This window comes from Spirosoma horti, from assembly GCF_054776595.1.
On record NZ_BAAHBQ010000002.1, the window covers coordinates 66,954 to 87,886 of the forward strand.

A 20,933-nucleotide genomic window follows, 5' to 3' on the forward strand; every position below is an offset into this window, starting at 1 on the left:
GGCTACAAAGATAAAACGTTTGTTTTGTCTTGAACAAGTGTATCTAATTTTTTCTGAATAAATAAAGCTAGTTTATCCGGCACTTCCCAAGGCAGCAGGTGGCCTGCTTTCTCAATGGTGTCGAATGAAGCAGTCTTCAGATAAGGTAATACCATTCGATGTTGTACATCAGGCGGCAAGGCCCGATCGTCGGTGCCGACGATGATATGAACCGGGACGCTGATCGCCGACATACGGTCCGAAATATCTTCTTTGCTACCCGCCAGCAGCCACGCATCCCAGGCCGGTTTGGCCGTTCGTAAATCGTCTGCAATGATTTGCTCTCGAACTGCTTTCGACACGGGCGCTTCCGTGATATTCTTGAGCGTTTGTTCCGCGGCTGATCGCTGGCCATAGCCTTGCAACAGTTTTTGCCGTTCGTCGTCCGGAATTGGCTCCGGTACAGGGGGCGATGGCGAAACAAGGATCAATGCCTGAAGGCTCTCTGGTTGTCGGGAAGCTAACGCCAATGCCACTTTTCCACTCATCGAATGACCCACCAGCACAAATTTATTTAGGTTAAACGTGTTAAGTAGCGTAATAACATCATCCAACATATCATCGACGGAATAGCCCGTTAACGGGGCGTCTGAATCGCCATAACCGCGCAAATCGATGGCCAGACAGCGATATTGATCCGAAAGCTGGCTCATGACCGCTTGCCATTCGAGTGACGAGCCGCCAAAATAATGCAGGAAAATAAGTGTTGTCGAACCGCTGCCTTGCTCCAGTACGTTCAGATTAACACCGTTAACGTTATGTTTCATCAGACCTGGACCTTTAGGCGGGCGGGTCGATCGGTCAATTCGAGGACTTCGCCGTGGGGTACGATGGTAATCTGGCCAAACTCATTGAGCAAGTCCTTGTAGGCCTGCGCTACCGGACGCGGCTTGCGATCGAGGTCATACAGGCCGCACTCGTTCACATTGTTGTTCAACTCACCCAGTTGCGAATCCCAGTCAATCTGATCGATCAGGCTATACCAGGTGAATCCCATAACGGGAACGCCATCCCGACGCATTTTCATCACACCAACCCATTGTTTGTTGAGCCATATAGATGCCTGATCTGCATCGAAAACGTTAGTTTCTGTGTGCATGACCGGCATACGATAGCGCTCGTAATAGTCCTTGGTGATTTCATACCAACCCAGCACATCCATTGATGTCTGAATGGTCCCATCGGCCAGTCGAATGCGCTCGTTCCGACCATAATAATCATTGCCCATGATCTGATAGCCCGGTGGTTTTCCGGCCATAAACCAGTCGTATTCCTTGCGAGTCATGCCATTGTCCAGTAAGTACATACCTACCGTAGCCGATGGCGGATTAGCGTATAGAAGATCCAGCGATAAGAAGCGCAGTTCATTCTCCAGCGTTATCTGGGGCGAAGGCTTTGCGTATAGCTCATGCGTAAACTCGGCGCTTTCGCTCTGCACAATCACACAGTCATTCCGGCGTTTGGCAATTTGCTGATTCGCCATGATACTGGCGGCTGCACAGTGCTTTATGGCCGTCACGAACCCCTTATCGGTTTTGAGCTGCTCGTTCCAGACACCGTCTTTGGCGCTGATTCGGGCTGTCACGTAAATCTCGTTGACGGGCGTGTAGAAGCGGACCCACGGATAGCGTTCGGCGACGGCCGCGGCATAATCGGCAAAGTGAATCGGTAACTCAGGATTCTGAAAATTCTCGATCCAGTCCGGAACCCCGAAGTGCATCAGGTCAAGAATGGGGATGATGCCCAGGCGTTTGATTTCACCCATGACTTCATCGGCGAAACTCCAGTCATATTTGCCCGGGGCCTTGTGGATGCTATAGTAAGGAAGGCCGTAACGCAGGACGTTCAGGCCCATTTCTTTAACCAACCCTAAATCCTCTTTCCAGCGATCATAATGTCCACACTCGCGCAATAAGTCCCGGCGGACTTTACCCTTCTGAATAGTAGGGTAGGAGCACTCGATGCCCGTGGCAAACATAAAATTCGACGGGTTATTTTCCGGCGAACCGCTGCCATCGTGGCCACCGGCTCCCCCAAACTGATCGCCGTCAAAATTGCCGTCGCCATATTTTTTTTCGATAATAGTCAGAAAGCTCATAGGTGGTAAAGAGCAAAAAGTAAACGACCGGCCCGTCGGAACGGTAAATCAGTGAAAGAAATGTAGGTAAATCAGTGAATGGCGTCTGACCTGGTTTTTGCGCCTTCGTTCGCCAAAAAACGGTCGGCTGTTCGAAGGGCCAGTGCCATAATTGTCAGGGCTGGATTGACACTCAGCGCACTGGGGAAAGTTGAATTGTCACTGATGTATAAGTTCGGAATGTCGAATGACTGCCCATCAGCATTGACAACGGCCGTTTCGGGGTTGTTGCCCATTCGGCAGGTGCCGATAACGTGCGCATTGCGCTGGAAAGCCCAAACGTTTCTGGCACCTGCCGCGGCCCAGATGTCCCGCATGAGTTTGTCCGCATGGGCGGTCATGCGCTTTTCGTTATCGCCGTTGGAGAAGTAGATACGAGGTTTTGGAACGCCCCGGTTATCTTTCTCTTCCGATAATTCCAGATAGTTGTGTTCATGGGGCAGGCAGTCGCCCAAAATATTGATCCCCGCCACATGATTATAGGCCAGGGCCGCCTGTTTCAGGGCGTTGCCCCATAATCCACGGCTCCGTGCCAGTTGGGTCATGTACGTAACCGGCATCACTCCAATCGATTGAAGCAGATAGCCACCTGCAAAATCAACCGGTCCGCCGTTGCGATTTTTCGGGCGGTGGGTATCTTCCGAAATCAACGCACCAGGAATGCCCTTGTAGGGGCGAATGTCTTCGTCGAACTCGCCCCAAATTTGCAATCCGGGGTGCGCCATCACATTCCGGCCAACCTGACCGCTGCTGTTTGCCAGGTCATTGAGGAGCAAGAGCCGGGCCGTTTCTATGGTACCCGCGCAGAGGAACACATACCGGCAACGCTGGCGTTCTTCCTGCCCGTTGCGGATATACACCACTTCGGTCAGTTTGCCGGATGCATCTTTGGGCAACTGCGTCACAAAGCATTCCGGCCGGATTTCGGCCCCATACTGGATCGCCAGCGGAATGTACGTAACGTCCATACTAGCCTTGGCACCGATGTTACAACCCGACTGGCAAAATCCCCGATTGGTACAGGCCGGACGATACCCCACACCTTCCTGATAGTAAGGCGCGGACAAAGCGGCATTGGCTGCCGGGGATGTTTTAATTCCCAGCTCTTTACAACCCCGTTCCATTAGCAGACCGGCTCCGTTAACCGGGAGTGGTCCCAGCGCGTAGCCCTGTTTTCGGGCGGGCCCCCACGGATAGGCCGCTGGGCCCGAAACACCCAGAAACTGTTCGACCTCTTCATAGTAGGGCTCAAGCTGATCAAACCCGATTGGCCAGTCCTGGCCCACCCCAAAATCGGTACGGATCTGAAAATCGTCGGGCTGGGCCCGGGGTGTATAAGCGGTGTAGTGGAGCGTAGAGCCGCCAACACCCGTGCCGGAATTGTTGCTTCCGAATGGTAAAGGGTCGTTACCGGCGCTCAGTCGCTCATCATTCCAGAAGAGCTTTTCCTGTGCTTTTTCGTCGGTGGCAAAATCACGGGCGGGGTTCCAGTGGGTACCGGCTTCGAGAGCAACGACGCGTAAGCCTGCTCTGGCAAGGCGGGCTAGCAAGGGCGCGCCCCCTGCTCCCGTGCCAATAATGACCGCGTCAACGATTTCTGTAGTTGAGTAAGTTTGCATAGTAATTGGGTCAAAGGACATAGAGCGAGGTGTTTTTGATACATTCAGCGGTTTTGCCAACCGCTGCCCCAGGCCCTTTACCCGATGCGTTTAGGTTCGCGGTCTTCCAACAGATTCAGGCCAATACGGTGCCAGCCCGGAACATCGGCCATACCGACATAGCCAATTTCTTCCTGTGCCAATGGGTGACTATAATAGTTTTCAGTCGCTTCAGTCAACAGTTCTTCAAAAAACCGGTCGGCGCGAAGGTTTTTCCAGGTGTCGCCCGGTGCTTCCATGCGCTGAACGGCGTTTAGAATAAAGTCCTGTTGTTCAGCAGAAATGTTTCGAAATCCCTGTTGAAAGGTCAATTGAGCGCTTTCGTCAATACCCCGCAAGCCAAGTTTGTAGGCATCTTCGTCGGCAGGCATTGTATCGTAACGCCAGCCATCACATTTTTTCTCGCTCAATCGTTTGTCGATGTTACTCGCCATATCAATCCAGCCAGAGGAATTATCCTGCGGAATCAGGCGATTGCAAACGGCTTGTAGTAGCGTAAACTCGCTGGCTGAAAAGAAAGTAGGCTGATGAGGGGACAGTTGAAGGCGTTCGATAAGCGCCTGTCGTGTGGCATCGGTTACCTGATCGGTATCGAGCAATGCACGAACCGTGTTCGGTGGGTAGTGAGGGTGCATGGTGGAGTGTATTTGGTAGGGTATGTAGGGTGTATGATATGGAAGCACCTGCATTCCATATCATACACAAATGATTATCCCAGCTTGCCGCCGGTTACTTCAATGATGCTGCCCGTCATGAAGCTCCCCTCGCTGGAGGCTAATAAGACATAAGCAGGGGCTAGTTCTTCGGGTTGTCCGGGCCGGGCGAGGGCCACTTCATGGCCGAAGTTTTTGACTTCATCCTCGGGCATTGTTGCCGGAATATTGGGTGTCCAGACGGGGCCCGGTGCAACGCAGTTTACCCGGATATTCCGTTTGCCTAACTGAATGGCCAGCGATTTTGTAAACGAGTGAATCGCCCCTTTGGTCGCGGTATAGTCGACCAGAATTGGGTTGCCCACAATACCAACTATACTGCCGGTATTAACAATGGCGTCGCCTTCGTGCAAATGTGGCAGCGCGGCCTGAGCCATAAAGAAATAAGCGAGAATGTTGGTATCGAACGTACGCCGGAGCTGCTCTTCGGTTATGTCTTCCAGTGTTGACTGGGCCATTTGAAAGGCTGCGTTGTTAACCAGAATATTCAATTTGCCGTAGTGATCCACCGTTTGTTGAACGGCATCTTTACACGCGGCCGAACTCCGAACATCGGCCTGAATGACCAGACACGACCGTCCTTTGCTTTCAACAAGTCTTTTTGTGTATTTAGCGTCGTCGGTGTTTTCGTTGTATACAATGGCGACGTCGGCCCCTTCCATCGCAAACGCAATAGCTACGGCGCGTCCGATTCCGGAATCGGCACCGGTAATGATGGCAATCTTGTCAGTGAGTTTACCGGCTGGTTTGTAATTCGATAGGTCGCTATCGGGGGCCGGGTTCATGTCCGACTGCCGGGCCGGGTAGGGGAGTTGCTGAGCAGGGATCTCCTCCGATGTTGGGCGAAATTCAGTTGTTTCCATGTCGTTGTTGAGCAAGTGCCCGTTAAGTCAATTCACTGACCGGACCAGGCACGTAGACAAGAACAGCTGTTCAACGCTTTTGTTATAGCCAGTGAAGAGGAGTCTCTTCACCACCGGGAGTTTCGCTGGTCTTTGTCTTCTGCTAGCGCATATATGCCTCTTCCGGGTTTATTTTTGGCGGGCTCATCTGGCGAATAGGGCTTACGTAATTGCCCGTTTGGGCGGCTGGATTGATTCATCGATTTTCTTTTTTTGTGGATAATCGACTTGCGTTCGTTCAATTACTATCGAAAAGTGCCTGATGCCAGGATGTCCTATAGGTTCACCAACGGAACCCATATCCTACGCTAACGGGTTAATCAATTATTTTTACGGCGGAATTTTCAATTGGGTATCATGGCGGAACGAATCACCTATGGCAAAACATGGTGGGGACAACAGTGGCTCAATGCGCTAACGAGCATTGACATGGCCAACCGATTGCCACGCGGGAAGACCTACGCGAATAAAGGGGCCGTGCAGGGGTTGTCTATTTCTCAGAATCAGATTAGTGCTTCGATCAAAGGGACAGCGCCACGCCCTTACAAGTCCAAGTTATCGGTGCCCCTCTTTACAGAGAAAGAAAAGACGGCGTTACTTACCGAAATAAATGAAAATCCGGCTACGCTGGCCCAGCTTCTTAACCGACAGTTGCCGCCTGAGTTGACGGAGTTTGCCGACAAACGCAACATTCGCTTATTTCCCCGCTCTTTCCGGGATTTGACAATGGGCTGCTCCTGCCCCGATGAGGCCATTCCCTGTAAGCACCTGGCGGCTGTTATTTATACGATCGCGAATGAAATTGACCGAAATCCATTTTTGGTTTTTCAATTGAAAGGGCTGGATATACTGGCCGAAATACAAAAAAGTCAGGTCGATGGAATCGCCAGCACATTGGATACCGTGTTGTCGTTCAGAGACATTGGTACCGATGAACTGCCCGATGAAGATGAAGACTGGCATCCGGATGAAACCATTCGGGCCAGCCTGGACTTTGCGACCATTCCACCCCTGGCCGACCAGCTTTTAGGGCTGCTCTCCACCGACGTTACCTTTACCAAAGGCGATTTTCATAAATCGTTGAGCAGAGCGTATAAATTATTCAGCAAGCCAATTGAGAAAGAGTTGGTTGCTGACGAAAAGCTTCGCCCCATTGGCCCTGCCTTTAGCGACAGCATTGAGCTGCAACTCGATGAGCTAATGACGGTCAAGAAAATAAGCATGTTCAGCGAACATGGTGAACCCCGGTCGATCAGCGGATTCGACATGAGCGATCTGATCAACTGGCTCGATACCCTCACCGAAGCCGACTGGCCCGAAATGAGCGATTCCGTTCGGGCTCTCTACCTGACGCAGCAATTTTCGGCTGCGCTCCTGCGCCGGGGGGCTGTTGTGCCACAACTGCTGCGGGTCGGTCCTACCGAAGAACACTATCGGGTACGGTGGCTTCCGGCAACACTTAACGAGACGGTCAAACGCCTGACCGATCAACTGGCTACCCAGCTTCCGCCCACGCTGCTTACTGTCCGCTGGCAAAAAGAATGGCTCGCTCTGCCCGATGAGCAACAGATTTTAACCTTATGCTCACTATTTCTGCGTCGTGTTATCAAACCCACCACCGTTGAACTGTGGGAGCGGTGGCCCCTCGAAGATGCTGACCGGCTATTTTTTGGGGTCGAAACCGTCCGGTTTGAAGGCTTCGGCCGAAAAGAAATGCCGCTGGCCATGCAGCTGTGGGTCAATGATTTCTTTTTGACCCACAAACGATTCGTGCCTATTCTGGCCGTTGAAGACAGCGAGTTGGGCGACGAATTCCGGCTAAGTCTATTGATCCGCGACCGCGAAGGCCCTCTGGTAAACGGCACGCCAACCGCGCCTATTCCATTACCTGATCTACTGGACAAGAAAGCGCGCGGGCTGGATCCATACGAGCGCATCCGAATGGATGTGCTTCAGGACCTGCTGATTCTGGCGCGGCACTTTCCTGACCTGGCAAAGCTGACGAAAACCGGCGGACCGGCTTACCTGACCTATTCGCCCGAGCAGTTTGTGAAGATTCTGCTCGATACACTGCCCCGCATGCAACTGCTTGGCATTGCGCTCTGGTTACCTAAATCGCTCCGGCATTGGGTGCGTCCGCAGGCAGGTGGGCGGCTCAAGGCCAAAGTGACAGCCAGCAACGCCTTTATGCGGCTGGATGAAATGCTGACCTTCGACTGGCAAGTGGCGCTCGGGAACGAAATGGTGAGCGTACGGGAATTTCAGAAATTGGTGGGCCGAAATACGGGTCTGGTCAAAATTAAAGACCAATACGTGCTGGTCGACCCGAGTGATCTGACCAAGCTCTACAAGCAGCTCGAAAGTCCACCCGAACTGACCGGAACGGAGTTACTGCGGGCCGCCTTGGCCGAAGAGTTTAGAGGCAACCGGTTAGGCTTGTCGGCCGAAGTACGGGAGTTGGTTCAGCAGTTCACTGAAAGTGCGTCTCAACCTTTGCCCGAATCGCTGGACGCGACCCTCCGACCCTACCAGCAACGAGGATACGACTGGCTTGTTAAAAATACGGCTCTGGGCATGGGCAGTCTGCTTGCTGATGATATGGGATTGGGTAAAACCTTGCAAATCATTGCCTTATTGCTCAAATTTCGGCAGGAGGGCCGGTTCAAGAAACAGAAAGGACTGGTTGTTTTGCCAACTACGCTGTTAACGAACTGGCAGAAGGAAATAGCCCGTTTTGCCCCCGAGTTGCAAGCCCGCATTTACCACGGTTCGAACCGGAAACTCCCCGCCGAGCGCGGTGACGACTACGACCTGTTGTTGACAACCTACGGCGTTATTCGAAGCGATCTGGAAAAGTTCAAGAAGACGACTTGGGCCGTGGTGGTTATCGATGAAGCGCAGAACATCAAGAATGCCGATACCGAGCAGACGAAAGCGGTTAAATCGCTAAAATCGCCCATTCGGATCGCCTTGAGCGGTACGCCCGTCGAGAACAGGTTATCGGAGTTCTGGAGTATTATGGACTTCGTCAACAAGGGCTATCTGGGTGGATTGACCAAGTTCAATGAAGAGTTTGGCAAACCGATTCAGCAGGAGCGCGACCGCCAGAAACTGGATCAGTTCCGGCGCATAACGAGTCCGTTTCTGCTGCGTCGTGTCAAAACCGACCGGAGTATCATTACCGACCTCCCCGACAAAATTGAAAATAATCAGTTTTGTACGCTCACACCCGAGCAGGCGGCCTTGTACCAGAGCGTGGTGCAGGAGAGTTTGCGGGCTATTGAAGAGAAAGACGGTATTGCCCGCCGGGGCCTTGTGCTAAAACTCATGACGGCCCTCAAGCAGATTGGCAATCACCCACGGCAGTATCTCAAGCGTGGGTCGGACCTCCCGGCTCTATCAGGTAAGACGGTCTTGCTGCTCAATCTGCTCGAAACAATATATGCTAACCACGAGAAAGTGCTGATTTTCACGCAGTACAAAGAAATGGGTGAGCTACTGGCCCAGTTTATTGAGCAGGCTTTCGGTACACAACCTCTGTTTCTGCATGGCGGCACTTCCCGCTCCCAACGCGATGAGATGGTGGAGCAATTTCAACGGAACCGCAGCGATCATACGTTTATTCTGTCGCTCAAAGCGGGCGGTACGGGTCTGAACCTGACCCAGGCGAACCACGTCATTCATTACGATTTATGGTGGAATCCGGCCGTCGAATCGCAGGCCACGGACCGGGCATTCCGCATCGGTCAAACCAAAAATGTACTGGTGTACCGGCTCATGAATCAGGGCACCCTCGAAGAAAAGATCGACGCAATGATCCGATCCAAACGCGAATTAGCCGACCTCAGCGTGAAAACCGGCGAAACCTGGCTCGGTGATCTGAATGACGATGAACTGAAGGAACTGGTGAGTTTGGGGTAGTGTAATGGCCGATTCTCAAATCGGCCAAGCGAGGTTTTGAGAAACCTCGCCTATCGGTTGTAAGTAACCGACACCGCGGAGATATGCATCGCATAAAAACGGGTGGCCGCTTCAAAAGCGGCCACCCGTTTGTGTAATTTAGTAAATCTCTACACCTTCTTCGGATCGGGATGGGTGTATGGCGAACGGTAATCCCGTGCCAGCATTTTGGTCGCTTCTTTGTCGCCGACTACTTCCCGCTTCACGGGGTCGTAGACCATGGGACGGCCGGTCTTCATGGCCATATTGGCCAGAATACAGCTCGCGGTTGAGATATGCCCCTGCTCGATGTCGGCGACAGGGCGGCTGTTTTTGTCGATGGCGTCCAGGAAATTGAGCATGTGTAAGCGCGTTGCCGGAGCCGCGTTCAGCTCAATTTTAGGGTTCGTATCTTCTGTAACATCTTCGGGGTATTTCTCTTTCTCGTAGACGACATCCAGGTGGATTTTTTCGCCTTTCCCATCCGGAATAAAGTCGCACTGCATGGTGCTGCCCCACAACGTTCCTTTCTCGCCATAAAGCGTGAATGACCAGGGATAATCCGGATTATTGGCCGTTCCCCAGGTTTTGTGATGCCACACACAATTCAGGTCATCATATTCGAACAGAGCCGATTGCGTATCCGAAATATTTGATTTTCCTTCTTTCTGAACATAAATGCCGCCGTGCGAACTGATCCGTTTAGGCCAGCCAAGATTCATCATCCAGCGAACGGTGTCGAACATGTGCACGCACATATCGCCCGTAATACCATTCCCATATTCCATAAATGTCCGCCACCAGCGCACGTGCGGCAACCCGTCATAAGGCCGTAATGGAGCGGGCCCCGTCCACATTTCGTAATCCAGAAAATCGGGAACAGCCTGCAAAGGTGGGTTTCCATTGTTGCGCATATGGAGGTCGCAGGACATCTCTACGTGCGATATCTTACCGAGTAGGCCGGCATCGACGATCTCTTTTTTCGCCCTGATCAGGTGTGGCGTACTTTTGCGCTGCGTACCAACCTGCACCACCTTATTGTATTTCCGCGCTGCCGCAACCATGGCTTCTCCTTCCATGACATCCACACTAATGGGCTTTTGTACGTAGACATGGGAGCCAGCTTTCACGCAATCGATCATTTGCAGCGCGTGCCAGTGGTCGGGCGTGCCGATGAGCACGATATCCATCTGATTCTCGGCCAGCATTTTTTTGTAATCGCCATAGAGCTTGGGCGTCTTACCCGATTTTTGCCGCTGGCTTACCAGTTTCGCGGCACCAGCCAGCATATTTTTATCGACATCACAAAGCGCAACGACTTCTACAGGAGCCACCTGAATGAGCCGGAACAAATCACTTTTACCATACCAGCCCGTACCGATCAGGCCGACCCGATAGGCCTTGGGCGGGTTCATAAGGTCCATTCCCCTCGCCCCAAAGGCCGAAAGAGCAAGTGAGGCAGTGGTGCCCTGAATAAAACGACGACGATTGATATTGAAAATATCCATGCGAATTGAAAGTTTCGGCCGAAAAAGCCGGGTTTAGGGGTACGATTTTTTACGTTTTACAAGCTGTATCTGCGCCCTGATACGAACCTAATCAGGCAGATAGATTACTTCCTGGCCATCTTTCTTCTTTATTAAACCTTACTTCAGCAGCGCAATGACCGCTTCGTCGCCCATAACGGCCCGGGTTGGGCGCGGATGAGCCGCATCGAAAACCAGCAAAGCGGCTGGCTCCAGTAACGTATTGGGACTTTCGTCGATTTCTCCATTTTTAAGTATTCGATTCAAATCCAGCTTCAGCTCTTTAGCCAGAAACCGATAGGCTGCAGCCCGTTTACTTGGTCCGTAATCATGGCCCTCGGCGGGCAAATGCACGTTTTCTACCTGGTTCTTTGCCCCATAGTACCCATAAATAGCCTGGATGTAGGGGAATTCAACGTCGGGCGTATTCTTTGTCCAGTCTTTACCATCGGACACAAGTAACATCGGTCGTGGAGCAGCTAAAGCGGCCAGTTCTACGTTGCTGGTCTGGTGCGTGGGACGCTTGTGAATGGGCATCCCGCTTTCGCAGGTACAGCCTCCAAAAAAGTGAGCCGACACCATAACCACAGGCACCGACACCTTGATCCGTTGATCGAGCGCCGTTAGCAGAAAGGTCTGGGTTCCCCCGCCCGACTCTCCCGACATGGCAATCCGGTTTTTATCTACCTCAGGTAAACTCATCAGGAAATCGAGGGAGCGCATGCCATTCAGGGTTTGCAGTTTCAGTGCTTCGGATAATTTGTGCGATGTCTGCTTTGAATCACCATAACCGATCATGTCGTAGACGAATACAACGGCTCCCAGGCGGGCCATGGTGGCGCATCGCTGCTGGGTCTGTTCCACAAAGCGGGCATCCTCTTTAGGGGTGTGCCCATGTGGACAAAGAACGGCCGGTATTTTTCCGCTGGCATTCAGTGGCTTGTATAGATTACCCGTCACAAAAAAACCGGGTATACTCTCGAAGGCTACATTTTCGACCGTATAGCCATTCTGTTTCTTCAAACTGTGCCGAATGGGTTGAAGAGGGGCAAATTTCGGTTTTTCGGGTAACTGCATTCCATCCCGCAGCCCCTGCCGAATCAGCTTGGCGCGTGCTTCCCAACTGGCGCGGTCATGATGAGTCTGGGCAAACGTCCGTAAGGCAGCAGCTCCTTCCGCTTCCGTGAAATAAGCCCCCTGGCACAAATCAGGCCGTGCCGGGTTCGGTTGGGCAATGGCCATTGTCAGGCCCATGGCATAGCAGGCAATCAGGGCTCGGGCTTTCATAAGCTTTACTATTTTTTATTAACTCTTTCCCTCGTTACTCGCCCACTTTTTCCAGATCGGCCAGTGTCCAGGCTTTCGTACGTCCGGTATTCTGTTCGCGTATGCGCTTCACGTCCTCGGCTTTTACAAACGGCTTGTAACTCCGGCGTTTCACAATCTCCGGGGGTGGGCCGCTGCCCGAAGAACGAGGCCCAGGCGGTGGCGTATAGGGCGGAAAATTACCCGTGTAGCCGAACTCGTAACGGATGTAGCTCAGAACCGAAGCAATCCATTCATCGTCATTAGCCGCCATAGATGGCATAACGTCGGGATAGGTTTTCTCATCGACTGGGCCGGATAAACCATTGAGCAGGATTTTGATCAGCACATCCTTATCACCCACCACCCGTTTGGAGGCAAACAACGGGGGGGCGACCATGCTGCTTCCGCCAACGGCCAGGCCCTTGCCATCGGGTCCGTGACAACTGGCGCAAAGCGTTTTAAAGGTGTTGGCACCGGCCAGAACCATCTTCCGATCTTCGGGTTCGAGCCGCCCCAGACGCAGGCCGTAGGTTTTGACGGCGTCATTTTTCAATAAACTTTTCTGCGCACCGACCAGCATCTCGTTGTTAGCGCTCTGCTCAATGACCTCGCTCGCAAGCGTATTTGCTTTATCGGATTTGCTGGCGTGCAGCGACAACACCAACTGCGTTCTGACATCGTAGCTTGGGTCGTTTTTAAGGGCTTGCAGGCTGGCAATGGCATCGGCGTCATCCTGCTTGATGTATCGCTCGCTGATTAGGACAGCCGCCCGCCGAATCTGTGGATCAGCGTCTTTCATGGCCGTAAAGACAAGGTCTTTATCAATCGCGTCTAACCCTTCCAGCGTCCATAAGGCATGCAGGCGGCCGAGCGCCGAGGGCTGTTTCAGGGGCGAACCGGGCTGACCCAACACAGTCTGCTTCAGTGCGGGAACCACCGACTTATCACCCAGAACAACAAGTTGCTTTTGGGCATTATCGCGCCACCAGCCATTCGGATGGTCGAGGTAGGTAACCAGTTTAGCACTAGATTCATCGAGCATGTGCGGCTTCGGCCCCGGTTTCATGCCATCGTGCACCAGCCGGAAAATACGGCCATGCTGTATGTTTTTGTCCAGCCCCAACCGCTCGATCTGAGGCCGCAGGTAACTTCCTTTCGGTGTCCACTGCGACTCCTGAATAATGCCCCGGTTCATATCCACAATGTACAGGCAACCATCCGGACCCGTATAGGTATTTACGGGCCGGAAGTTCATATCGGTCGACGCAATGAACTCCTGCTGTTTGTAGGCATTTTCCAGCCTTAGCTTACCATTTGTGTTGATTACTTTGGCCCGACGAATGATCCGGGCAACGGGCTCGCCAATCAGATAATCGCCTACCAGATCAGCCGGGAGTCTGTCGCCCCGGAAAATGGACTGTCCGTTGCTGGCCGTAAAGTGGTTCAGCGTACTATCGGGCAACCGGAGCCGGTTCAGGCCACCCTGAATATCGGGAGTGGACATGATTGGCCAAACCGCGTTAAATTCTTCGCTGTATTGATCCGGGAATTCCAGACCTCCATAAACGGGGTTGATCTGAAAACCCGAGGCCGGGATTTCGCCACCCGCCCGCGAGAAGAATAACCGGCCGTAGTTATCGTGGGTAAGGCCCCATTGTCCATTTGAACCACTGGGCAGCGAATCTGCCTTGAGGCCATTTTTGGTATAACGAAAACGCACAGGGTCAACTGTTAGGTAAATCCAGTTGTCCAGATTCCAGTCTAAACCACTGCGCTGGTGTTCCAGATTGCCGGGTGATTTTTTGCCAACCTGATAAACGGATTTTTTCTGATCGGCTACGCCATCGCCGTTGGTATCCTTGTAGCTATAAATATCGTAGGTATCGGTTTCGTTGACCAGCAGTTCATGGTCAACGCACAGAAGCATGCGGGGCAACAGGAGTTTGTCGATAAAAACGGAGCTTTTGTCCATCTTACCGTCGTTATTCGTGTCTTCGAGCAGCATAACCCGACTGATCGGATCATGCTCACCAGAGCCATCAGCATCCTGCATATAGGTATCCATTTCAGCTACATACATTCTGGCGTTCCCATCCCAGGCAATCGCCACTGGCTCCCGGATCATCGGATCGCTGGCGACCAGTTCCATATGATAGCCTTTGGGCACCCGGAAAGCCTTCAGGCTCTGTTCTGGCGTTAGTTGCACAGGCGAAGGATTGGAAACAAAGGCTGGAACGGTGTCTGCTACCGCCGTATTTTTTGCACTATCGGGCGGGGCTTGCTGTACGACTTTACAGGTAACGACCAGCATCGAGAACGAAAGCAAGCCTGGTAACCAGAGCTTATTTTTCATGAGCGTATGTTTAGAACAAAACCAAAAGATAGTTGTACTAAACTCTTACTCCATTCTTTGCTGGCTTATCACGTATTTTTTACACTTTAAGCGGAAATTGGTCGGAAGAGAGCGTACTCCGAGTTAGGCAGCCAAACTGTGGTAAGTTGACCTTTGACAAAACGGGTAACTCTACTAAGCTGGCAACCAGGGCCCCTGCTTTGTCAAAGGTTTCTGTTTGGCTACTTATCAAAGAATGATCTACGCATTCTTTTGCTGCTAAACGGCCGGAAGGCTGGCTGGTATTGCCTTCACGGTTGACCCCCGGACAATCAGGCTCGTCGGTAATATAATTCGCTCCGGTTCAAACTCACCTTCTTTTGCCTGCAACTGCCGAAGCAATAAATTCGCCGTTTGCTGCCCGATCTCGTTGACGGGCTGGGCAACCGTCGTTAAACCCGGCTCAATCAGGGCCGACATTGGATCGTCGCTGAAGCCGATAATAGCCAGATCGTCGGGAACGGATAGGCCCCGGCGTTTCGCGACATTCAGCGCTTCGAGCGCCGTTGGGTCATTCATCGCAAACAGGGCATCCGGTGGATTGGGCAGGTTCAGTAAGTGGTTTACATAAATATTCGCCTTGTCGAGATTCAGATCGTACGCAATCACTAGCTCCGGCTCAATGGGTAGCCCATAGTGCCGGAGGGCGTCCCGATAGCCATTGAGCCGGTTGCGGCTGTTGGCGAGTGTATCAGGACCGGCCAGATGAGCAATCCGGCGTCGGCCCGTTTGAATGAGGTGCTCGACCGCCCGAAAGGCGCCATTATAGTCATCCACCGTTACGTTCGAGACGTTCATGTCCTCACAAACCCGGTTGAAGAATACGACCGGAATTCCCTTCCGCTGGAATACCTTGAAGTGGTCGAAGTTGCGGGTTTCTTTCGTGTGAGATATGATCAGGCCATCAACCCGACTTGCCAGCAAGGCCTTCGCATTGGACACTTCGGTTTCATACGACTCATTTGAGTGGCAGATGACTACGTTATAACCCGATTTGGCCATCTCTTCCTGCGCTCCGATAATGACTTTCGGGAAAAAGAAGCTGATAAATTCCGGCACAATGATGCCTACCGTCCCGGTCCGGTTCGTCAACAGGGAAATGGCGAGTTGATTTCGCTGGTAATCGACTTGAGCAGCCATGTCAAGGATACGCTGCCGTGTCTTTTCATTGACATTTGCATGCCCCGTCAAAGCCCTTGATACAGTCGACTTGGAGACGCCCAACGCACGGGCAATGTCGATAATGGTTGTCTGATGAGTCGCCACTGGATTTTGAAATTATATAACTAATCTAATTTTGGTTTGTTGCCGAAGGCCAGACAGTCGATTGGTCAACGCCTACATCGGGTATTTTATTGGGAATGTTCCCAAAATTTTGGGAACATTCCCAATAAAATAAGTCAAAAAATTCTTTGTAGAATCAAGCTAGGACCGTAATATCAAATAATAATAGCCTAAAGTAGCTATTCGCCCTATAGTGGAGAGCAGGGAGCCACCGATTCATTTCAATTGATTCATCCGGCTACTGTATCTACGAGGTTTACAAATTTTGTACTTTTTTAATTTTGCCATTCCTAAAAACTAAAAGGTAGCCAACGCTGCTTGACCTATGCAATCTATTTTATCATTACGAACAGGAGTCGGCTTGCTGGGTCTACTGCTGGCCACGCTGACAGGGCAGGCGCAGGCACCCCGAGCAACAACCATTACAGGGCGGGTCACCGACTCGGCCACGAATGAAGGATTACCCGGCGCCAACGTCGTCGTGAAGGGTACTCAATTGGGCACGACGACTAATGCGAATGGTCAGTATACGCTGTCGGTAACTGACGGTACGGGTACGCTCACCTTCTCGTCCATCGGCTACGTACCGCAGGAGGTGGCGCTTTCGAACCGGAGCACCATTGACATTGGGCTGAAAGCCGACGATCGGTCGCTGAATGAAGTAGTTGTCGTTGGCTACGGCACGCAACGCAAAATTGAAACGACCGGCTCCATTGCGTCCATTAAGGCATCGGACCTTGTGCAAACGCCCGTGGTCAACGTGGCCCAGGGCATACAGGCGCGGGTGGCGGGGGTCCAGATTGTCCAGAATTCGGGTGCGCCGGGCGGCAACGTCAGCGTCCGGATCCGGGGAACGAACTCCATTAACGGCACATCGGAACCGCTGTATATTGTCGATGGTATCCAGATTTCGAACGGCGGTGGCCTGACGGAGATTAGCCCCCTCTCGACCATCAACCCCAACGATATCGAATCGGTGGAAGTGCTGAAAGATGCTTCGGCAACGGCTATTTACGGCTCGCGGGCGGCCAACGGCGTGGTGCTCATCACAACAAAACGGGGTAAAACGGGTCGAACGAGCGTGAGTTATGAAAGCTATTATGGCGTTCAGAAAGTCTCGAAAACGATCCCCGTTCTGAATGCCGCCCAGTTTGCACAGCTGGAAAACGAAGCCTTCAAGAATAATTATTACGCTGATCCGGCCAGTCTGGGCCAGGGTGTAAACTGGCAGAGCCTCGTTTTCCGGCAGGCACCCATCCAGAATCACCAGCTCACGATCAATGGCGGGTCGGAGAAAACGCAGCTGGCGTTGTCGCTCAACTATTTTAATCAGCAGGGCGTCATCATCAACTCCGGCTTCGAACGGTACTCGCTCCGGCTCAACGTTGACCATCGGGTTAGCGACCGGATTAAAGTTGGTACGAGTATCCTGGGCAGTTACTCCATCAACAAAGGCGTTCCGTACGGTACTACGAGCCTCGGCGATGGCGATTTCATTACCAGCAGCATTTTGGGGGCGGCTCTGGGCGCACCACCGAACCTCCAACCATATCGCCCCGATGGCTCCCTGTTCCCGTTTGGCGAACAGGCAAACGGGCAGTATCGGGAAGTGGCAAACCCGCTGGGGCTGGCCGCTATCAAAAATCAGGTCGGCATTCAACGCACACTAGCGAATCTGTATGGCGAAGTCAATCTGTTTCAGGGCTTAACGTACCGGGCGTCGTTCAATGTCGATTTACAGAACAGCCTTCGGAATACCTACTCGCCCCGCTCCATCGTGAACGCGGCCGACCTCAACGACAACTCCGGCTCGGGGGCTAAAGTGAATGCCAATAGCCTGGTACTGCTTCACGAAAGTATACTGACCTACACCCGAACCATTGCGCAGCATCATACCCTCAAGTTCACGGGCGTATTTGCCACCCAGAGCAACCTCGCCAACAGTAACACCATCAATGCGACAGGTTTCCCCAATGACGCTACCGAAAACGAAGCCCTGCAACTGGCCCTGACCCGGACGGTGAGCAGCAGCCGGACCAAAGAGCGGCTGGATTCGTATTTGGGCCGCATCAATTACGGCTATAAAGACCGCTATTTTCTGGACTTGACCGCCCGCGCCGATGGGTCGAGCAAGTTCGGAGCAAACCACAAGTACGGTTTCTTCCCGGCGGTGTCCGCAGCCTGGCGTATCATCGAAGAACCGTTCCTGAAAAACGTGGGCTGGTTGTCGGACCTGAAGTTGCGGGCCAGCTACGGCCTGACGGGTAATGCGGGCGGAATTTCTCCTTATCAGTCGCTGGCTATAGTCGGGTCGCCAAATCCGAACCCTTCTGATTATCAGTTCAATCATATCTACCTGACGGGGATCAATCCGCTGGGCATTGCCAACCCCGATTTGCGTTGGGAGAAATCGACGCAGGCTAATATTGGTCTGGACATCAGCCTGCTCAACAACCGACTGAGTTTTGTGGTCGATGCCTACAGCAAAAAGACGCGCGATCTGCTCTATATCAAAACCCTGCCCCTCTCGTCGGGTTACGGCAGCATCACGGGCAACTTTGCCTCGCTGGAAAATAAAGGGATTGAACTGGCCGCCAACGCCCGGATTTTGCAGGGACCTCTGCGCTGGGATGTGTCCGCTAACGCGACGATCAACCGTAACGAAGTCCTCGACCTCGACGGCGGCACCACCAACGAGCGATTTGTAACCACGTACAGCATCCTGAGCGTGGGGCAACCGCTGGGCCTTTTCAAAACCTACGTGTTCGACGGCATCAACCAAACGGGCGAAACCATTTTGCCCGGCTACGACGGTCGGTTGGGCGGCCACAAGGTGAAAGACCTCAACGGCGATGGAAAAATTGACGCCAACGACCAGACGGTAACGGGCAACCCAAACCCCAAATTCATCTTCGGATTCTCGACCAACCTGGCCTACAAAAACTTTGACCTGAGCGGTTTCTTTTCCGGCACGCAGGGCAACGACATTTACAACCAGGCCCGATTTGCCTTCGAAACGCCCCTGGGACAGCGCAACCTGTACGCGGGTATGGCCAATCGGTGGTCGCCTACGAATCCAAGTCAGGAGTATGCCAGTGCAGCCCTGGGCAACCGCCTGCCGGTGAGCAACCGATTTGTGGAAGACGGCTCGTACCTGCGCTGCAAAAACGTGACGTTGGGCTACACGCTGCCTAAAGTAAAAGGGGTTCAGCGCATCCGGGTGTATGCCAGCGGCAACAACCTCTTCACGCTCACCAACTACACCGGCTTCGACCCCGAGGTGAACACCTATGCGGGCAGCAACACGGTCATTGGTGTCGATAACTTAGTCTATCCCCCCGCCCGCTCGTTCCTGGGTGGTTTGCAGGTCACTTTTTAATTATGAAAGAGTGAATGATAGAATGAGTGAATAGATCATGGCAACGGTATTCACTGCTACAACTGATTGTTCGCCCTATTATCCATTCTATCATTCACTCATTCTCTCATTGAGCTATGAAAAAGATATTCATTCCTATACTCATCCTCTTCGGTGCCAGCGCTTGCCAGTTGGAGGAAACGATTTATTCGTCCATTTATACCGAAGCCTTTTACAAAACGGCCGCTGATGCCGAAAAAGGGCTCATTGCCGCCTATGATCCGATTGCCGACATGGCCGGGGGGCCTGTGCTGACCATCGTGTCGGACTTGAGCGCCGACCAGTCGTATCCCCGGGCGGTGGTGGGCCGGAACACGCTCACGCTGTTCACCTACGACCCGAACTACACGACCCAGAAAAGCGCCGGTCGGGTGAACGAGTCACCCCAGCAGATCTGGTTGTCATGCTACGATGGCATCGAAAAGGCGAACTGGATTATCGAAAAAGTGCCGGCCGCTAAGATGGACGCTACCCGTCAGAAACAGATCATCGGCGAAGCGTATTTCCTGCGAGCATTTTACCACTGGATGTTGACCAAGAACTTCGGCGATGTGCCGGTCAAAATCAAAGCCAGCAGCAACCAGGTCGAAGCCATTGTCGGCAAGAGTTCGAAAGCTGATGTGTACAAACAGATTTACAGCGATCTTGATCAGGCCACCAACGCCGGGCTGGTATCCGGACCCGGCATCGAGAAGGGTCGTCCGTCGAAAGAAACCGTGGCCGCTCTGTACGCAAAAGTGGCCTTGTACAACGAAGATTGGGCCACGGCGTCGAAGAAAGCGCAGGAAGTTATCAACTCAGGTAAGTATTCGTTGATGCCCGATGTGCGGGACGTGTATCGGTACGACCGGGAAGATGCCGCCCGTGTGGAAAACATGTGGGCATTTGAGTCGGAGGGTGGGTTCAGTCCCAGTCGGGGCAATCAGTTAACGGGCCTTATGGGGCCACCCGCCAGCGCCGGTCCCGAATACGGGAAAACGACGTTCGGATCGATGTTCGCTTACCAGTCATTCTATGATTCGTTCAACCCCGCCGACAAACGCCGGTTGCTAATGGACACGACTTACGTCGACAAGAGCAACAAGGTCGTTTCGCAGCGCAACATTACGCTGATCACGACACAGGGTGTGCTGATCAAGAAATACCAGGACCCCATTTCGACGGTTGGCAACACGCCCAACATTCCCATTCTGCGCCTGGCCGATGTGTATCTGATTGCCGCCGAAGCCGAGGCACGGGTAAATGGACCTAGCCCAGCGGCTTATGGGTTTATCAACGTCGTTCGGAAGCGGGCGGGTCTGGCCGATCTGACGCCCAGTTTGGGAAAAGATGCCTTCATCGATGCGGTGCTTCAGGAGCGGTCGTGGGAGTTATACGGCGAAGGCGACCGCTGGTACGACCTCACCCGGACGGGCAAATTCCTGACGGCGTTGAGTAGGGCCGTGAACAGTGTCTACCCATCGCGCCCGGTTCAGGCCAAGAATAAGTATTTTCCCATCCCTCTGGACGAGATCAACGCCAACCCCAAGCTGGAGCAGAACCCGGATTGGAAGTAGTACCCACGGGTTTTAACCCGTGTTTTCTTAATTGATTTTCAAATAAAACACGGGTTAAAAC

12 protein-coding genes are annotated in these 20,933 nt (G+C 52.8%); 3 read left to right on the top strand and 9 right to left on the bottom strand.

What is annotated here, in order from left to right; all coding sequences use genetic code 11:
- Positions 1-2: 2 nt before the first annotated feature.
- The 5 genes from ACYVAM_RS04400 to ACYVAM_RS04420 all read right to left on the bottom strand — a co-directional run bounded on the left by ACYVAM_RS04400 (position 3) and on the right by ACYVAM_RS04420 (position 5,410).
- Positions 3-806 carry an alpha/beta fold hydrolase gene (locus ACYVAM_RS04400; protein WP_461064334.1) on the bottom strand — a complete coding sequence of 268 codons (804 nt, stop codon included), beginning with the start codon at positions 804-806 and terminating at the stop codon, positions 3-5.
- The gene (locus ACYVAM_RS04405) at positions 806-2,137 is read right to left on the bottom strand and encodes a family 1 glycosylhydrolase (protein WP_461064336.1); all 1,332 of its coding nucleotides are present in this window, start codon (positions 2,135-2,137) and stop codon (positions 806-808) included. Before ACYVAM_RS04405 ends, ACYVAM_RS04400 begins: the two co-directional genes overlap by 1 nt.
- A gap of 71 nt (positions 2,138-2,208) precedes the next feature.
- Positions 2,209-3,795 carry a GMC family oxidoreductase gene (locus tag ACYVAM_RS04410; RefSeq protein WP_461064338.1) on the bottom strand — a complete coding sequence of 529 codons (1,587 nt, stop codon included), beginning with the start codon at positions 3,793-3,795 and terminating at the stop codon, positions 2,209-2,211.
- A gap of 77 nt (positions 3,796-3,872) precedes the next feature.
- Entirely contained in the window at positions 3,873-4,469 is a 597-nt protein-coding gene (locus tag ACYVAM_RS04415; RefSeq protein ID WP_461064340.1) for a gluconate 2-dehydrogenase subunit 3 family protein, read from the bottom strand.
- A 74-nt stretch (positions 4,470-4,543) separates the two neighbouring features.
- Positions 4,544-5,410: an SDR family oxidoreductase gene (locus ACYVAM_RS04420; protein WP_461064342.1), complete on the bottom strand. Its 867-nt coding sequence runs from the start codon at positions 5,408-5,410 to the stop codon at positions 4,544-4,546.
- A gap of 396 nt (positions 5,411-5,806) precedes the next feature.
- Here ACYVAM_RS04420 and ACYVAM_RS04425 point away from each other — a divergent pair, with 396 nt between their 5' ends.
- On the top strand, positions 5,807-9,370 hold the full coding sequence (locus ACYVAM_RS04425; RefSeq protein ID WP_461064344.1) for an SNF2-related protein: 3,564 nt from the start codon (positions 5,807-5,809) through the stop codon (positions 9,368-9,370).
- A 149-nt stretch (positions 9,371-9,519) separates the two neighbouring features.
- On the opposite strand, the gene ACYVAM_RS04430 is transcribed toward ACYVAM_RS04425, so the two are convergent.
- From ACYVAM_RS04430 to ACYVAM_RS04445, 4 genes are all read right to left on the bottom strand, one after another.
- Positions 9,520-10,896 carry a Gfo/Idh/MocA family protein gene (locus ACYVAM_RS04430; RefSeq protein ID WP_461064346.1) on the bottom strand — a complete coding sequence of 459 codons (1,377 nt, stop codon included), beginning with the start codon at positions 10,894-10,896 and terminating at the stop codon, positions 9,520-9,522.
- Positions 10,897-11,034: 138 nt separating this feature from the next.
- Complete coding sequence (locus ACYVAM_RS04435; protein WP_461064348.1) at positions 11,035-12,201, bottom strand: alpha/beta hydrolase family protein; 1,167 nt, start codon at positions 12,199-12,201, stop codon at positions 11,035-11,037.
- Between the two features lie 34 nt (positions 12,202-12,235).
- Positions 12,236-14,575 carry a DUF7133 domain-containing protein gene (locus tag ACYVAM_RS04440; protein ID WP_461064350.1) on the bottom strand — a complete coding sequence of 780 codons (2,340 nt, stop codon included), beginning with the start codon at positions 14,573-14,575 and terminating at the stop codon, positions 12,236-12,238.
- Between the two features lie 258 nt (positions 14,576-14,833).
- Positions 14,834-15,880 carry a LacI family DNA-binding transcriptional regulator gene (locus ACYVAM_RS04445; protein ID WP_461064352.1) on the bottom strand — a complete coding sequence of 349 codons (1,047 nt, stop codon included), beginning with the start codon at positions 15,878-15,880 and terminating at the stop codon, positions 14,834-14,836.
- Between the two features lie 343 nt (positions 15,881-16,223).
- Here ACYVAM_RS04445 and ACYVAM_RS04450 point away from each other — a divergent pair, with 343 nt between their 5' ends.
- Together ACYVAM_RS04450 and ACYVAM_RS04455 are read left to right on the top strand one after the other, a co-directional pair.
- Positions 16,224-19,277 (top strand): SusC/RagA family TonB-linked outer membrane protein, encoded by a 3,054-nt coding sequence (locus ACYVAM_RS04450; protein ID WP_461064354.1) that lies wholly within the window; start codon positions 16,224-16,226, stop codon positions 19,275-19,277.
- Between the two features lie 116 nt (positions 19,278-19,393).
- A complete protein-coding gene (locus ACYVAM_RS04455; protein ID WP_461064356.1) occupies positions 19,394-20,872 on the top strand; it encodes a RagB/SusD family nutrient uptake outer membrane protein in 1,479 nt (492 codons plus the stop codon).
- Positions 20,873-20,933: the final 61 nt, after the last annotated feature.

Coding starts and splice junctions, on each gene's coding strand:
- ACYVAM_RS04400 (WP_461064334.1), bottom strand. CDS start 806: ATGAAACATAACGTTAACGGTGTTAATCTGAACGTACTGGAGCAAGGC.
- ACYVAM_RS04405 (WP_461064336.1), bottom strand. CDS start 2,137: ATGAGCTTTCTGACTATTATCGAAAAAAAATATGGCGACGGCAATTTT.
- ACYVAM_RS04410 (WP_461064338.1), bottom strand. CDS start 3,795: ATGCAAACTTACTCAACTACAGAAATCGTTGACGCGGTCATTATTGGC.
- ACYVAM_RS04415 (WP_461064340.1), bottom strand. CDS start 4,469: ATGCACCCTCACTACCCACCGAACACGGTTCGTGCATTGCTCGATACC.
- ACYVAM_RS04420 (WP_461064342.1), bottom strand. CDS start 5,410: ATGGAAACAACTGAATTTCGCCCAACATCGGAGGAGATCCCTGCTCAG.
- ACYVAM_RS04425 (WP_461064344.1), top strand. CDS start 5,807: ATGGCGGAACGAATCACCTATGGCAAAACATGGTGGGGACAACAGTGG.
- ACYVAM_RS04430 (WP_461064346.1), bottom strand. CDS start 10,896: ATGGATATTTTCAATATCAATCGTCGTCGTTTTATTCAGGGCACCACT.
- ACYVAM_RS04435 (WP_461064348.1), bottom strand. CDS start 12,201: ATGAAAGCCCGAGCCCTGATTGCCTGCTATGCCATGGGCCTGACAATG.
- ACYVAM_RS04440 (WP_461064350.1), bottom strand. CDS start 14,575: ATGAAAAATAAGCTCTGGTTACCAGGCTTGCTTTCGTTCTCGATGCTG.
- ACYVAM_RS04450 (WP_461064354.1), top strand. CDS start 16,224: ATGCAATCTATTTTATCATTACGAACAGGAGTCGGCTTGCTGGGTCTA.
- ACYVAM_RS04455 (WP_461064356.1), top strand. CDS start 19,394: ATGAAAAAGATATTCATTCCTATACTCATCCTCTTCGGTGCCAGCGCT.